This window comes from Anaerococcus obesiensis (genome assembly GCF_016599815.1).
GTDB classification, from domain to species: Bacteria; Bacillota; Clostridia; order Tissierellales; family Peptoniphilaceae; genus Anaerococcus; species Anaerococcus vaginalis.
Genome location: NZ_CP067016.1, coordinates 1,235,343 through 1,252,172, shown reverse-complemented (window position 1 = coordinate 1,252,172; position 16,830 = coordinate 1,235,343). Strand labels below are relative to the sequence as shown.

9 protein-coding genes and 4 pseudogenes are annotated in these 16,830 nt (G+C 28.7%); all 13 read right to left on the bottom strand.

What is annotated here, in order from left to right; translation table 11 throughout:
• Positions 1 to 257 precede the first annotated feature (257 nt).
• Positions 258 to 809 carry a response regulator transcription factor gene (locus I6H46_RS06190; RefSeq protein ID WP_234287288.1) on the bottom strand — a complete coding sequence of 184 codons (552 nt, stop codon included), beginning with the start codon at positions 807 to 809 and terminating at the stop codon, positions 258 to 260.
• A gap of 335 nt (positions 810 to 1,144) precedes the next feature.
• Positions 1,145 to 1,798 (bottom strand): annotated as a pseudogene (locus I6H46_RS06185) (single-stranded DNA-binding protein).
• 302 nt (positions 1,799 to 2,100) lie between these two features.
• Positions 2,101 to 7,878 (bottom strand): annotated as a pseudogene (locus I6H46_RS10570) (helicase-related protein); the annotation flags it as partial.
• A gap of 260 nt (positions 7,879 to 8,138) precedes the next feature.
• Positions 8,139 to 8,399 carry a hypothetical protein gene (locus I6H46_RS10565; protein ID WP_256584892.1) on the bottom strand — a complete coding sequence of 87 codons (261 nt, stop codon included), beginning with the start codon at positions 8,397 to 8,399 and terminating at the stop codon, positions 8,139 to 8,141.
• 396 nt (positions 8,400 to 8,795) lie between these two features.
• Positions 8,796 to 9,587: a hypothetical protein gene (locus I6H46_RS10560; protein WP_407648101.1), complete on the bottom strand. Its 792-nt coding sequence runs from the start codon at positions 9,585 to 9,587 to the stop codon at positions 8,796 to 8,798.
• Positions 9,584 to 9,937, bottom strand: coding sequence for a hypothetical protein (locus I6H46_RS10555; protein ID WP_407648100.1), 354 nt, complete (start codon positions 9,935 to 9,937; stop codon positions 9,584 to 9,586). Before I6H46_RS10555 ends, I6H46_RS10560 begins: the two co-directional genes overlap by 4 nt.
• A gap of 86 nt (positions 9,938 to 10,023) precedes the next feature.
• The gene (locus I6H46_RS10550; RefSeq protein WP_407648099.1) at positions 10,024 to 10,818 is read right to left on the bottom strand and encodes a hypothetical protein; all 795 of its coding nucleotides are present in this window, start codon (positions 10,816 to 10,818) and stop codon (positions 10,024 to 10,026) included.
• Positions 10,819 to 11,108: 290 nt separating this feature from the next.
• The gene (locus tag I6H46_RS10545) at positions 11,109 to 11,792 is read right to left on the bottom strand and encodes a hypothetical protein (RefSeq protein WP_407648098.1); all 684 of its coding nucleotides are present in this window, start codon (positions 11,790 to 11,792) and stop codon (positions 11,109 to 11,111) included.
• Complete coding sequence (locus I6H46_RS10540) at positions 11,678 to 11,986, bottom strand: TnpV protein (protein ID WP_350310033.1); 309 nt, start codon at positions 11,984 to 11,986, stop codon at positions 11,678 to 11,680. Before I6H46_RS10540 ends, I6H46_RS10545 begins: the two co-directional genes overlap by 115 nt.
• Before the next feature lie 1,304 nt (positions 11,987 to 13,290).
• On the bottom strand, positions 13,291 to 13,488 hold the full coding sequence (locus I6H46_RS10660; RefSeq protein ID WP_234287287.1) for a type III toxin-antitoxin system ToxN/AbiQ family toxin: 198 nt from the start codon (positions 13,486 to 13,488) through the stop codon (positions 13,291 to 13,293).
• A 341-nt stretch (positions 13,489 to 13,829) separates the two neighbouring features.
• Positions 13,830 to 15,533, bottom strand: a pseudogene (locus I6H46_RS06160) (DNA topoisomerase 3).
• Positions 15,534 to 15,612: 79 nt separating this feature from the next.
• Positions 15,613 to 15,735 (bottom strand): hypothetical protein, encoded by a 123-nt coding sequence (locus tag I6H46_RS10290; RefSeq protein WP_267907433.1) that lies wholly within the window; start codon positions 15,733 to 15,735, stop codon positions 15,613 to 15,615.
• A gap of 212 nt (positions 15,736 to 15,947) precedes the next feature.
• Positions 15,948 to 16,823: pseudogene (locus I6H46_RS10440) on the bottom strand (CD1107 family mobile element protein).
• Positions 16,824 to 16,830 lie beyond the last annotated feature (7 nt).

Here is a 16,830-nt window from a genome sequence, read left to right as displayed (position 1 = left end):
TATTAACAAAGTTCTTACTTTCATTTTGAAAAATATATAATTAATATAAAAAGTGATAATAAACACACAGATTATACCAATAACAATATGATTTCTTAAAATTTGCCAATCTAAAATTCCACTAGTATATACTTTACCTAAGTACTTAACTTCTTTTGTTTCAAACAAATAGTTCTTTACAAAAATATCATGTATATTACTCCCAAGTATTATATAAACTATAAACAAAATAAGTAGGAAAAACAACAAACTTTTTATTAATAATCTTTTTCTTTAGTCAACATAATAGCCAACTCCCCATGACGTTTTATATATTTATGATTATCAAAACTATCATTTAACTTCAATCTTAAATTTCTAATATGTACAGCCACTGAATTACATTCTCTATTATAGTAATCATCTCCACTAATTAACTTAAATAAATTTTCAGTTGATATAATTTTCCCTTTACATTTTATTAGCTCTTTTAAAATCTTATATTCTGATTGGGTAAGATCTAACTTTTTATCATTTTTAAATACCATCTGTTTGTCCATATCGATTTCTAAATCTTTATAATATATGATGGTATAATTTGAATTTTTGCTATATTCTTCATTTCGCCTAATCATTGCATTAACTCTAGCAACCAATTCACTTGGATCAAAAGGTTTTTTCAAATAATCATCAGCTCCCTTGCCTAATCCATCTATTACATCTAAATTGGTATTTCTTGCACTAACAAGAATAATCGGATACTTATACTTATCTCTCAATTTTATTAACATCTCTATACCATCTATTTCCGGCATCATTATATCTAACAACAAGATATCGGGAATGTTGTCGATTAAATATTCTAATGCATTGACTGGTGACAAAAAGTTACAACATTATAATTAGCATTTTCTAAATAAATTCTCATTAGATCTGCTAACCTTTCATCGTCATCTACAATTACAATGTTTTTTTTCAATAGTCTACCTCTTACTCTCAATTTATATTTTTTATTTATCTTTATTAATACCTTGTTTTTAAATATGCAAAATAATCATCTTACTTACAGTATTCTATTACAAATAGTATATGATATCTTAACTGATTATTCAATATTACATTCAATTCAGCAATAAAAAAACATGGCAGTCCGAAGACCGCCATACTACCTCTCAACTCCTTTATGATGCTCCAACTTTTTTATATTTTCTTTATTCTTACTTTTTAAATCGCCTATTTGCCCTAATATAGATTTCTTTCCTTTATTTTCTTCTTTAACTGTTCTCTTGTTTTTAAAAGTTTAGTAGATAGAATACGCACGTTCTTATATTCTTTTCCATTATTATCTATAAATGTCTTTACTTGTCCAAATATCTTTACGAAATCTCCTTTTCTATAGTTTGCTACATCCTTTGCTTTTTCTCCATAAGCCGAACATCTTGTATAGATTTTATTTCCTTTCTCGTCTTTTGATACTACTGAAAAATTACTTACTTTAAATTTTTCACCATTTGCATTTTCTTTTTCTAGATTTTTAACTTCTCCAACTATATTTCCTACCAAATTTACTAAATCATCTTTTTCTTCAATACTATTTTCATTTTCAACAATTTTCCCTTGCTCTTTCATTTCATCAATCATATAATCGAAACCTTCACTCAATAATACACTTGTATCATTTTCCATATACTTATCATATATCTCCTCAAGAGCCTTTTCGTCATCTATTCCTTTTCTATACCTACAATCGCTTTTATAAAATCCTTGTAATTGTCATTTGCCATTTTTTAATATTCTCTCTAATATCTTTGTAATACATATATTTATCCTCCTGTATTTCAAATTGCTTTATTTTATCCAATGTTAATACTGGTTCGTCTACATCTTTTTCGATAAAATCTGTTAACTAAAATTTATTATTATCTAAATTTTCTATTTCCTGTTCTAATAAGCTTGATATTAATTTTTTGAATTTTTACATCAAATGTAAATTTTCCCTCTAAGAAAATCTTCAAACTTATCTTTTTCAAATCCCATATCTACCTTTAAAATAAATATAAGAACAAAATCTGACCCTCTTATTACCTTTCTTGTATCTTATCATTTTATCTTTTATCTCTTCTATTCTTTCTTGCTCTTTAAATTCTGCAATTTTTCTAATATAGACTGCTTTTCTTCTTTAGCATGAAATTATCTTCAACATCATAAGTAGATTCAAAATAATCAGAATCTTTAAAGTCATTATCATATCTATCAGGAATTCCATCATTATCCAAGTCTAAATTTAATGGATCATAAAAATTACCTTCATCATCTATTTCAAATCCAAGAATTTCCTTTAACTTTTTTTCATCAACTGCTAAAAGCTCACTAAAATCCCAAAAGCCAATATCCGTCTTTATTTGTATTAACTCTTCCAATCACTTGCATCTAAGGGATCATAGGTGTATTGAAAGCTGTCAATTAGGTTCTTATCTACATAGGTGTTCATCTTGTAATTTATTAAATCTAAACTTACTTGTATTTCATGTTTTTCATCTGGTGTAGTTGTATAAGCTATTCCTATATCTGTTAAGTCAGGAAATATAGTATCAAAGTCCTCTAACCTGTTTTCTTCATCATATTCTCTGTTAAGGAAATCTATCAATTCTTCCTTTACTTCTTCTAGCAATGGATTATCTTGGCTTATATCTTCACTTTTTCCCATATCTAGTAAATTATTTACTTCTGCAAGTCTTAGTGTCTTATCCTTTAAAAGTTCAGCTTGTGGAAATGTCTTTTGTATTTCAATTTTAGCTGTTTGAAATTGCTCCTCTATATCTTTTAGTTTTGAAATTGTATTTTCTAATCTTTCTGGTAATTTATCCAATACATTATCCATTCTTGTTATATTACCTATTTCATCTGTTCCAAACTCTCCTCTATATTCTCCCTTACCTTTTAATATAAAGTTATATTTATTGAAAAAGAATCATATTTTATGGATAAATCAAAATTTCTATAATCACCTATTTTTTCTCCATCTTTATCCATTTCCCTATATATTTTAACTCCCTTAATTTTGTTCAACAAAACTCTCCAGCTATTTTCTTATCTATATACTTCTTTCCGTCAATAATTAGAGAGGTAAATTTATTATCTTCTTTTAAATTTTTATCTACTTCTCTATAAGGCTCAACATTTTTAATATCTTCCTTTAAGTTCTCTATCCTTTCTTTTAATCTTTCTATTTCCTTTGGATAAAATTTAACTACTTTATCTTCCAGCTTGTAAAGATTTGATTTGAAATTGGACTCTAGCATTTTAAGTTTAGAAACTTCAACATCAAGGTCCATCTTCTCCTTTATTAATGGATTTCCTGTTGCAAGAGCTTTGATTTCGGCATAGTTTAATGTGGCTTCGTCTACATCTTCTGCAACTCTTACAGGAGTCTTTGAAGTCATAATTTGGGAAATATATTTTGTTTATTCTCTAAGGTTTGGAATAGGTAGGCATCAAAAGTATTTTCTGTTACATATCTAAATATATGGACTTCCTTATTCTCATTTCCCTGCCTCACAATCCTGCCTGCCCTTTGAGAAAGATCAGCAGGTCTCCATGGTATATCAAGATCGTGAATTGCAATTAGTTTGTCTTGGGCATTAGTACCTGCTCCCATTTTCTGTGTTGAACCAAGTAAGACTCTTATTTCTCCTTTTCTTACCTTATCAAAGATAGCGTCTTTTTCCATATTGTTTTTGCCTTATGAATAAATTCTATTTCATTTTCAGGTACTCCCATATCTATAAGTTTTGTTTTAATATCATCATAGATATTAAAATCATTACTTGGTGTAGACATATCACAAAATATTAATTGAGCAGATTTTTTATCTTTATATTTATCCCAAATGCTAAATACATTTTTTATACAGGTATTCACCTTACTATTAGGATCATCAGAAAGTAAAGGATTGATTAACCTTTGGTCAAGTGCCATTTTCTTTCCGTCATTTGTAATCAAAAGCATATTATCAACACTTGCATCTACCTGCTTATCACGAACCTTATCTGCTCTCTCGGAAAAAGTTTCAAGAATTTCTTTTGTTCTTCGGTAGGCTTTGTTTTTATAGTTTCATAATGGGCAATTGGTGTAGGAAGATTTAAAACATCAACTGTTTTAATATCCATAAATCCTTTTACAGTATTCATAAGTTCAGGAAGATTATAAAATTTTGCAAATCTGGTTTTGCTCCTATAACCATTACCCTCAGGATTTAATTCTATTGCCGTTATTGTTTCTCCAAAAGTAGACGCCCAAGAATCGAAATGTTGCAATTTCATCTTTTTAATTCATCATACTGTAAATATCTCTGCATGGTATAAAGTTCAGCCATACTGTTGCTTACTGGTGTACCTGTGGCAAATACTAATCCTTTATTATTAGTTATTTCATCCATATAGCGGCATTTCATAAGCATATCTGATGATTTTTGTGAATCTGTAGAAGTAATTCCTGCTACATTCCTCATTTTAGAAAATAGATAGAGGTTTTTGTATGCGTGGGCTTCATCTACAAATAACTTATCTACTCCCAGTTCCTCAAAGGTTACAACGTCATCTTTCTTATAATCAGCATTTAGTTTTTCTAACTTTGTCTCTAATTTTTTCTTTGTTTTTTCTAATTGCTTTACAGTAAATCTTTGATCCCTTTCTCTCTTATATTCATCTATATAGTCAATGATTTCATCAATTTGACCTTGCAATTCATATTCTTGTCTTTCTTTTGATATAGGAATTTTTCAAATTGACTGTGCCCTATAATAACAGCATCAAAACTTCCTGTAGCAATACGACTACAAAATCTTTTTCTTCTATCTGGTGTAAAATCTTTTTCTGTAGCACATAATACATTAGCTCCTGGATAAAGTTCATTAAATTCTCTTCCAAATTGCTCTACAATGTGGTTAGGAACAACAAACATTGACTTATTACTCATACCAAGTCTTTTTGACTCCATGGCTATACCTATCATTTCAAAGGTTTTTCCTGCTCCTACTTCATGGGCAAGTAAAGTATTTCCACCAAACAAACCTCTTGCTATGGCATCTTTTTGATGTGCTCTTAATTCTATTTCAGGATTCATTCCTTCAAAAGTAAGATTAGATCCATCATATTCCCTTTGTCTTATGGAATTGAATCTTTCGTTATAATCTTCTACTAATCTATTTCTTCTTTCCACATCATCAAATATCCAGCTTTTAAATTCTTCTTTTATCATCTCTTGCTTACTTCTTGCAAGCATTGTTTCTTTTGATTAAGCACAGATTTTTCTTTCCATCACTGTCTTCTACTTGGTCAAATACCTTAGTATCTCTTAAATTTAAAGTATCTTCTATCAATTTGTAGGCATTTACCCTATTTGTACCATAGGTAAAAGAAGCAAGGTCATTGTCCCTATCAGAGCTTTTTCCTTCAACTCTATATTCTCCTGTAAAGTCAGAATACTTAATATCTATATTCCACCTTGATGAAACTGGTGTTTTCAACAAATCAAACATAAATTTTTTGTAATCTTGTTCCGGTATCCATGTTGCACCCATTCTAACTGTAATCTCACTTGCATCTAGTGCTTTAGGCATTACTTCCACTAGCTTTGCTTTTTGAAAATGTAACTCTTCTAATTCTTTTTTAAGAGTTTACTATCCTCTAGATTTTCTTCCTTTCCTAACTCTTTTTCGATGTTTTAATATAAGAGTCTACAACTTCAATTTTATCTCTTATATTTCCTGACAAGTATTCATCAGCACTTACGTAAGGTCTTGAAAAATCTCCTAGCTCATTAGCAGACTTAAATGGATTTATATCATTAGGTTCAAAGGAATCTAAATTTAAAAATATTTCTCCCTTTAATTCTTCTATTAATTTATCTCTTGTTTTCCTGTCAATTCTTCCATATAATCAAAATTTATTTTACCTTTTTGACTAATAGAGAGTACCAGAGCATCTATTGCCCTATCTGTATGATCTATTATTACAGCTTTTTTTATAGTTCTCTTGTTAAAGATGTCAGATTTTCCTATAAAGTTGCCTTCTTTATCTAATTTTTCCAAAGTTGAAATTAAAGAAAAATTGGCATCTTCTCTAAATAACTTTTTATTGGTTTTGAATTTAGTCTTCCATGTTTGCTATTGAAATCATCGTAGAATTTATTTAGATTTTCTTGTTCTTTTTTTATCTCTTCATCTGAATAGTCTTCTCTTTGATAGGTTATAACTTTCCTTAGACTTTCATTTAATCTTAAATATTTTTTTACCTTATCTTTATCCTTTTGGTTTAAGGATATTCTTTGCATAATTGAATTTTCTCTAAAATATATTTCATCATCCACTAAAGCAAAAGAATAGTTTTTAACACTATCATCAGCTGGTATTGTTTCTTCTCCTAAATCATCATTTATTTGAGCTTCTTCATACCTACCTTGGATATTTTTAATGGCTTTTTTTAGTCCTTCTTCTAAAGAAATATCTTTATTTTCAATACATGCAAGGCTTGTCCCAAATCTTGACGGTATTTCTTCCATAGTCCCTATTACCATCTGAGGATTATCTACAAAGTATTTATTATATATTAGTCCTTTTGCATCTTTGTCTAGCTTTATCCAGTCTTCATCTATCTTTAATAGCCTATTTCTCTTTTTTAAAAAGATTATATCTGAAGTTACTTCTGTTCCAGCTACCCCTTTAAATGTAGTATTTGGCAGTCTTATTGCTCCTAAAAACTCTGCTCTTTCCGATATATATCTTCTAACATCTTCACTTTTTTTATCCATTGTTCCTGAAGATGTTATAAAGGCAATGATGCCGCCATCTCTAACCTTATCTAAAGTTTTAGCAAAAAAATAATCGTGAATTAGAAAGTTATTTCTTTCGTACTCACGATCTGCTATTTTAAATTCTCCAAAAGGAATATTTCCTATGGCCACATCAAATAGGTTATTAGAAAAATTGGTTTCTTCAAAGCCTTTTATTTGTATATTGGAATTAGGGTAAAGTTCTTTGGCAATTTGTCCACTAATGCTATCTAATTCAACTCCATAAAAGTTTGACTCTTTCATTTCTTCAGGTAGATTTCCTATAAATCTACCTGTCCCAGCACTTGGTTCTAATATATTTCCTTTTTCAAAGCCAAGATTAGAAAGACTTTCATAGATAGCGTCTATAACTACTTTCGGCGTATAAAAAGCTGTTAGGGTTGATTCTCTTGCCCTATTATATTCTTCCCCAGTTAGATTTTCTTTTAAAAAGTTTCTTGCATCAAGCCATTGACCTTCCTTTTCTTCATCAAATACATCAGAAAGTCCTCCCCAGCCGATATATTTTGCCAAAATTTCCTGTTCATCTTTTCTTGCACTTCTATTTTCTTTTTCTAAAGCCTTTAAGACATTTATAGCTTCAATGTTGTTTTTTAATCTCTGTGAAGGTGGTAGGTTTTCCTCTTCATTAATAATTTTATAGTTTTCTAAAGAAACTTCAGAAACCCCTTCTATATTTTCTCTATCATTCCTTATTAAATTATTATTTTCTTTCCATTCCTTATATTCTTCTAACTTCTTATCAATAGTTTCTTTTCTATGAGTGGTTAATTTCAATGAATTACCATCTCCGTCAATTTTGTCGATTCCTTTGAGGTAAGAAAAAGGTAGAGTAAATTCCCTATAATTTTTTGGATTAGACGAACTATATACTAAAAATTCTTCCTTTTCATTATCAACTCTTACTATAAACTGATCAGCAATAAGAGAAGATTTATTATTTATTACATCAAGGCTTTTATGTAAAAGCCTTGAATTGTCTTTTTTAACTTTTTCTTCGTTATTATTGTCAATATCTTCAAAGCTAATTTGTTCTACTAATTCCTCTTTATCGATAGATTGTTTTTTACTTAATATATCTTTTTCACTAGATTTATATTCTTCTAAATCTTCCTTTCTTACAAAGATATTAGAAACAGGTCTTTCTCTACTATATATTACTTCAGTAATACCACTCTTATCTATTGTACTTAAAGCTAATCTACCCATTCCAGCTTCATTAAATTCATTTTCTTTAATTAAATATTCCTTATTTCTAAATTGAACTGGTAATCCTAAAAGACTATAATCTTCTATTTCTAACGGAATTAATTCCTCTTTTTTATAACTTCCAAATCAAGATCTTTGTAGTCATTAAAAAGAATTATTTCACTTCCGGTAATAAAACCATTCATTAGTCCTGTGCTATCTTCTAGTTCTATAGTTTTAGGACTTGTAGTATCGTTAATGGCAGTTATAGTGTATTCTTTTCCTTTGTATCTAACATTCATACCTTCTTTAAATGGATTTTCTTCTTGCCTTGTTCTATCATTTTCAATTTGCTGATTTAAATATCCATTTAAAAGCACTTCTCTATGTTTATCATCAAGTAAATAAGGTAAGTTACTTAATATGTCCTTATAACTTTTATATTTTATAGCTTGATTAGAATTTAAAATATACCCATTGTATCGTAAATTTTGTTTAAGAGATTTTCCCTTAACATCTAAGATTAGCTCTACCTTATACCCTTCTTTTCCATCTATAATATTTTCTGGTTTTTTTAATAATCCATCTTCTATTTTCTTTGACAGTAGTAAGTATTCTTCATCTTGAGGATCAAAATAGTATTCTCTTTTTCTTTGATATCCTTATCTATTAACATGGAAAGAACTTGTTTCTTATCTCTTATTTCTTCAATTTTGGATTTTCTTCTTGCGATAAATTTATATTAAAAGTGATTTTATTTTCTTCATTTATATGTGCTAAATTTTGATATGCTCCATTGATTTCAAGATTTTATTAAAAACATATATATCATTATAATAATCTGGAAATTGCTGATTAAAGCTTTGAACATCTATATCATAGCCTTCCTCAAATTTTGTAACTTTATCATCAGTAATTTCAAATAAACCTTCCCTTTCCAATTCTAATACATCATTTAAATTTGTAAGATTTGCTTCTTTCATTTTGGCAGTAATTTCATCAAACAAACTGTCTATTTTTTTGCTATCTTCAAAAGATTTCCCTTTATATAAAGTATAGATCTTTCCTTGTGAGTTTTCCTTTCTTGGATAAACTCTAATTCCTGTTTCTTCTAATTCTATATCCTTTGTTTTATATTTATCTACTAAAGCATAATAAAATCCTACTTTTACTGCTATTTTATCTTCTACAATCTCTTTTGTTAATTTTTCTTCTACTTCATTTCTTAATACTTCTAAAGCTTTTAAATCGCTTTCTTTAAAGGAATGTGAGAATAGTTTTAAGTCCTTATCAAAATAGGCATCATATGAATAATATATTATTTGATTATGGTTATTATCATATCCACTGGAAATATCTTTTATTTTTAAATATTTATTATCCTCTGTTCTAACTATATCTCCCACTTTTATAGAGAGTATCTCCTTATCATCTTCTATATTGTTTTCATGTGAATTATTTAAATATTCTCTATATCTATTTTCTATTCTAATAGCTAATTCTTTAACCTTATCTATTGCCTTCATATCATCCGGAAGATTTCCCTGTTTATCGGCAACTTCTCTCATGATTTTACATATTCTCTTTGGAATACAGAGTTAAAACTTGCTAAGGTATTATTTCCTAAGTTTTCTCTTGCCTTTATAATTTCATTTTCTAAAACTTTATCCTTAACTAATACATCAAAAATTCTATCTTCAATTTGATTTATTGAAATTATTTTTTCATCTATCTTATTTCCTTCTATAGTTTGATTAAGTTCTATCTGACTTTTTCCTATTTGTTCATAAAGAAATTCAAAGTCTCTTTGGTTGATCTCATTTCCATCACCTATGTCTATCTTATAGTGATCAACTATTTTCCCATCTACTATATGGTTAAAATAGAATTTGGAATACCCCTCCCACTTATCAGTCATCTGCCCATATTCATCTTCTCCTAAGGTCTTATTATGAAGTCTTATCTTTTCATCTATTTCCCTTATTTCATCTAATAGTTCTTTAGTCAGCCTTTGTCCTGCATAATCTTTTCTATTAGACTTGAACCCTCATTAAACTCAATTATCCAATAATCATCTTTTCTATGGCTATCTAAATCAAAACCTATATTCTCTTTATTTTTATTAGGATAAAATTCCTTAAATTCTTCAAAACCATTTACTATATCATCATCTATAACTTCTTTGTTAGAATTAACTACAATATTTGGAATATCATCATATCGACTTTGACTTTCTAAAAGGTAATATTCTCTTCCTTCTATTTCTTCCTTTTCTTTAATATAAAAAGTGTCATGTATTCCCTCAAGAATAATTCCATCGTCTAACTGGTCTAATGGTATATCTAATTGTTTTTCAAAGGCTATGGAATATATTTCTTCTTTTAAAAAGTTTGGCATAAATTCATCATAAATGATAAGTTTTCCATCATCACCTATACTTGCTACAGACTGTCCTTGATAATAATATATAGAACTATTATTTGTTCTTTCTATATATACATCATTATCAGTTGGAGGCAAATCATCTTGATAATTTATATACTCCTGGCTTTCTTTTTCTGTTTTATTTATTTCCTGATCTGTTTTTTTCTTCCTATTTTCTTCAAAACTTTCTTCATCTATATATCTATTCTTTTTAATAAGGTCATTAATTCTTCTTGCAACATTAGACCAAGATAGTAGTATTTCTTTTGCATTACCTTTATTATATTTTATTCCCTTCGCATCGTGCCACTCACCACTTTCTCTTGCAGCAGATAGTACATGAGAACTTCCACCTACGCCATATTCATTTTTCAAGAAATCTGCTTGTTCTTTTAAATCATGCTTTTCAGTAAAAAATTCATATATTCTTTTCTTTCCATCAGAAAACCCGCTTCCTCTTTTTAGGCTTTCATCTATTTCATCTTGTGTTATAAAACTCTGAATAGGTGCAATATCCTTTAAATTTGACCTATATAATTTTCTTTCTATTTCTAAATCATTGATATCATTATAGATTTTAGATAATTTATAATGATGAAATCTTAAAATATCAGGATTAATCTTATATTCTTCTAAAAATACCTCGTATTCTTTTCTGAGTTTATTTATAAAATTTTTATCTTCAAGTTTTTTCCCGAGATTTTCTTTTCATCTGGGAAGCCTCTTCCTTTTATATCATTAAGAATCGCTAAATATCTATCCTTAGTTTCATCAGTAAGATCTCTCTTTAAATACAATAATTTTTCTGCTATTTTTTCTCTTTCATATGTCGCACTTTCTACAATCTCAACATTGCTAGCAAATTCTCCTCTATCTAATAAATTATTAATATTATTAGCTAAATCTTTCCAAGAAACTATTTGCCCTTCTCTATATCTTGCCTCATCTCCATCTTTAAAAATTGCTCCTTCCTTTCCAAACCATGCAGATATCTTTCTTCCTTCAATTTCAAGACCATTGGCTCCCCTATATATTTCTTTCAAAAAGTTTGCCTGTTCTTCTAAAGATTTACCCTTAGAAAATTCTGCTATTACTGCTAATCTTCCATCTTCATGATTTCCTCCATGTATTAAAAATGTATCTATTTCTCTTTGACTTATTGGATTTGAGAAGGATATTTGCTCTCCATGATTTTTAGCAGAAAAAAAGGAAGTAGACTCTACTTCCTCATTTTTTAGATTAGGATTATCTCCCTTTCCCCTATTTCTTGTAGGGTCATATCCATGTTCTTCTTCAATCTCAGATATTTCAGATAGTCCTCTTCTTTCAGTTCTTCTGTCAGACCCCAAGTTTCCATCATTTTGACTTCTTCCCTCGTGATAAAGTCCTCTATCTCTTTTTCCTTTGATAGAAGATGATCCATCAATGTCCCTTGCAAATACATTATCTGATAATCCTCTTCTTTGTTCTCCTTGAGAAAGTTCAATCTCATCCTTCCCCATCTGTTGAGTTTCTTTAAATCTATTTCCTTGGGAATTGCCATATTGGGTATTAGGACTTCCATGCCTTCCTCCAATTCTTCCATCTTGTATGTCCCTCCCTGTCTCTCGAAGGAATTCTCCTTGACGATTGGTGTGTAAATCCCCTCCTCCATGAGGTATTCCTTGCCTGCCAATGTTAATTTCTCTTTCATCTTCCAAGCCTCCTTTAAAATTTATTTCACCGTTTATATCAGAACTTAATTTATTATAACGCTCCTTAAGCTCTTTTGTCTGCTCCAAATCTTTTCTTTCTTGAATTTTCTCTAAAATTTCTAATCTTTTTATTTCCCTTCCCAAGTCAAGTAAGATATTTTTACTTATGTTAGAGCTTATACTTAATACTTTGTCTACGTCCGAACTTGATATTTTAGACAGTAAGGACAAGTTTTCTTCTTTTAGCTGATATGAAATCTCCATTCTCTCGCTTATGGAAATTTTTACGGATTCTTTTAACAAATTAAAAAGGTCTACCTTTTGAATGCTTTTTAAACTTTCATCAGATAGACTTTCTATAATTTTATTGAATTTTCCTCTAACATTACTTTCTACTAAGGCATCAATTTTATCTTCTTGGCTTAATAGAAGATTACTATCTTTTTCTTTAAACTTATCTATCAGTTCATCTAATAAGTTTAAATGCTTTTTGCTATCATATTTCCATAGCTTTAACTCAGAAATATTATGATTAATACTTACTGTTTGCCTTATGTCGAATATATATTTTATTTTTCCACTATCTATATCTAAAAGTGGTATTCCTTTTTCGCCTCTTTTAACGCTTCTACCTATACTTTTCCAATAATCAAATTCTGCACAGGCTGTTGCTTTTGGATCCATATTGTATATAGATATTTGATGTATATATGGATACTTATAGTTATTGCCTGATACCTTTAAATATTCCTCATATTTTTTATATCTTTCTTAAATTCTTCTTTTGCAAGATAGATTGTTCTGCTTAAATCTACTATATCATATCTTGGCATTTTATCCCTCCTCATTATAGTGATAAAAATGAACTAAATTTTTATATATTTATTTATTAAACTTTATTTCTTTCTATTTTTTAAATTTCTGTAAGCAAAAGATAACTTTAAAATGTCATTTACTCTATCTTTTTATTACAATAAAAAAGTGATTAGATTTTTTACTTTTTTAATCACTTTAACTGCCTTTATTCTATTACTTCCAACACAACATTGCTTTTTCTAACTTTGAAAAATTGCAATTTGCTCTTCTTATAATTCCTGTTTTCTTTTGATTTTTGTATATTTTTCTACCTTTATCAAGATCTTTGTTTTTATTTTTAAACAAAAAGCATATTCTTTTGAAATAAGTCTTTATATCTGATATCTTCAAGTTCGTTAAAATCAATTCTTTCATAACAATCAGTCGGTACAGGAATCATTTTCTTAATATCCAATATAGATAATATGTGCATTTTTTCTTTATCAGAATAATATCTGTAAATATCTCCATCTATAGTAATACTATCATCGATCACTTCATAAATTAAAAAATGCTCATCAGAAACATTCTTTCATTTTTTGCGTTTTCCTTTGCAGAAGAAATTGGAATAAAAAAATAGAAAGGTTTTAACCTCTCTGTTTGCTTTAATATTTTACCTTTGGGATGTAGATAGTGATACACCTTCTTTAATGCTCCACCTTTAACGGTAGCGGGACACCATCTTTATCTGATAAGAGTATAACGTATATTTATAGTAATGTCAAATAAGCAAATTTCCTAATGCCTACTCGTTTATCACTTATATTATACCCTATTTCTTTCATAAATCATTCCTTTCTTAATTCCTATAATTATATTCAAGTTTTTATAATCAATTTACTTATAATATTTACATATAGTATTTTTTATTTCTTCTTCAATTTCTTTTAAAAAATTCTCTTTATATTCCTTACCCTTTGCTATATCACTTAATCTCATTTCCCATTTTGCTGTTGTCTTTGGAGATTTAAACTCATCTATAACTATAGTCACTAGGTTTAATCCCTTTCTAGTTGATATTAGGTTTTTCTTTTCTCTTTTATATAACCTTTGTATATCAAATTTTCTATTATTCCCGCTCTTGTAGCAGGAGTACCAAGTCCTTTTCTCTCAACTTCAACATCCTTAACTAATTCATCATTCCCAGCTATTTCCATTGCTTTTAAGAGTGTGTCTTCAGTGAAGTGTTTAGGTGGATTTGTATACTTCTCTTTTATATCTTTATTTTCAATATATAAAAATCTCCTATTTTTACATCAGGAAGTTGTATATCTTCTTTCTTCTTTGATTTATATTCTTCTAAATATTTTGTAAATCCTTCTTCAGCAATTATTTTATAAGTGTTTATAAATTCAAAACCGTCAAATTCAGCTACAACCTTTGTCGTATTTTCTACAAGTGGGTATCCAAAACTTGCATAGAGTTTATTTGTTATAAGTCTATATACTTTGGCTTCACTTTCCGGAAGATCTGAAATATCCTTATTTAACGAACTTATCGTTGGAATTATTGCATGATGATCTGTAACTTTTTCAGTATTAAAAACAACCTTAATTCTTTCTGTATCAAAATCATTTTTCCCTATAATATTATTTACAGTGCTTTCTATCATGTCTACTGTCAAATATCTTGAATCTGTTCGTGGATAGGTAATATACTTCTTTTCATACAGACTTTGAGCATAATCAAGTGTTTGCTTGGCACTATATCCAAAATACTTATTGCACTCTCTTTGAAGTGTTGTAAGGTCAAAAGGCAAATCAGGCTTTGTTATCTTTTCCTTTTGAATAACATCGGTTATTTCAATTTTTTCTCCGATTAAATTTTTAAGCTGCTCTGCCACTATCTTGTCATCAATTCTATCTGTTGATAGTGTAAAACCATTCATAGAAATCTCCACTGTATAATATTTTCTTTTTTAAAACTATTTATCTCATCATCTCTATTCACAATCATTGATAAAGTTGGTGTTTGTACTCTGCCTACACTATAATTTTCATTATATAGACAGGAGTAAAGTCTACTTATGTTCATTCCAACAAGCCAATCAGCTATGGCACGAGCCTTAGCTGAATCAAAAAGATTATCATAATTACTTCCATCTTTTAAGTTGCTAAATCCTTCTTTTATGGAAGAGTCTTCCATTGAGGAAATCCAAAGACGTTTCATTTTCTTCTTACAATTTGCCATCATATATACAAGTCTAAAGATAGCTTCTCCTTCTCTACCAGCATCACAAGCATTAATAATGGTGTCAACTTCATTACTATTCATTAGCCTTTTAAGAATATTAAACTGTTTTTTAGTTGTCTTCGTTACCTCATACTTGTATTCTTTTGGGATAATAGGTAAATCTTCAATTCTCCACTTCTTATATCTTTCATCATACACATCAGGATTTGCCATTTGTACTAAATGTCCAACACACCATGAAACAATATATCCGTTTCCCTCATAATATCCATTATTTCTATTTTTTGCTCCTATAACTTTTGCTATTGATGCTGCAACACTTGGTTTTTCTGCGATTACTAATTTCATTTTTCCTCCTTTAATTTTTTAATAAAAAAATGAGAGATTAAATTTTCAATCCCTCATCTTTTTATAGCTCTACTGATTTTTATTTTTCTATAATATTTATTCCATTATCTATTACATCTTCAAACTTTATGTCTCTAACATAAAGATTTTTCTTCGAATAAGAATTCCATCTGTATAAAAAAGCTTGATCCGTTTTTAGCATTCTCATTAAACTTATGATTTTATCTATATCAAATTCTTAATTATACAATCAATCATTTCAACTTAGCTTTACTTATATATTAAGTTTGTGCTGTCGTTTTGTTCATCGTTTTTTATTAAAGTTCCAGAATTCTAATTGTACTTTTTTTATAAATTTACACGATAATTGAGTTTATTGTTGTCCTTAATCTACTGCTTAAATCATTGAGAAGATTAAAATTCATCTTCATCTGGAATAATTTCTGTATCTTCCTTATCTTCAAGATCATAATCCTCCCCTTCAGATTCATAATCATCTTCTAATTCATTATAATCTTGCTCCTCTTCAAAACTTTCCTCTTCATTTTTTTATAGATTTTGAAGTAATATCCTGCACCCATTACACCAACAATAATTAAACCCATAAATAAATAAAGTCCTACCCCTGATTTCTTTTCTTCTTTCTCCTCTTTCTTCGGTTTTTCCTCCACCGGTTCTTCTTTTTCACTACTTCTTCTTTTGGCTTTACTTCACTTTCTCCTTCAATCATATTTAGTAGATCTTGTTCTCCAACTTCTGTTAGTAATTGTACATTTTCTTGATTTTCCGAATGATCTACAATGAGGTGCATAGTTTTTCCACTCTTTGTTTGAAAGGTTAAAAATTGTCTAACATCTATTGGATTTTCCTTTTTTTCATCTCTTGATGTTTGATCTTCTACTTTCGGTGTAATATCCTGTCCATTTTTATCTACATTTTCTATAACTGTTCCTCTTGCCTTATTTTCTTTTGTAGCTAATGGATTAATTGCTTTAGTATTGCCACCTTTAACAAGTTTAGATGGCTTTTCTTTTTTATCTACTTGCTCATTTTTTATGTTATTTTCTTGTATTTTCGGCACTTCCTGATAAGGAATTTTTTGACTCTCATTAGATGGTTCATATATATCTTCATCAAATAAGCTTTCTAATTCTTTACTTTTTTCTGGCAAATAAATATCATTTGACTGATTTTTATTTCATTATCATTGCTCTTAGCTATGGATATGCTTGGCATACTTAATAGTAAAAGGAGTAGCACTAAGGCTACCCCTAATCTTTTTTTCTTCATAGTTATC

Coding starts and splice junctions, on each gene's coding strand:
- I6H46_RS10560 (WP_407648101.1), bottom strand. CDS start 9,587: ATGAGAGAAGTTGCCGATAAACAGGGAAATCTTCCGGATGATATGAAG.
- I6H46_RS10555 (WP_407648100.1), bottom strand. CDS start 9,937: ATGACTGATAAGTGGGAGGGGTATTCCAAATTCTATTTTAACCATATA.
- I6H46_RS10540 (WP_350310033.1), bottom strand. CDS start 11,986: ATGGCAATTCCCAAGGAAATAGATTTAAAGAAACTCAACAGATGGGGA.
- I6H46_RS10290 (WP_267907433.1), bottom strand. CDS start 15,735: ATGCTAAAAACGGATCAAGCTTTTTTATACAGATGGAATTCTTATTCG.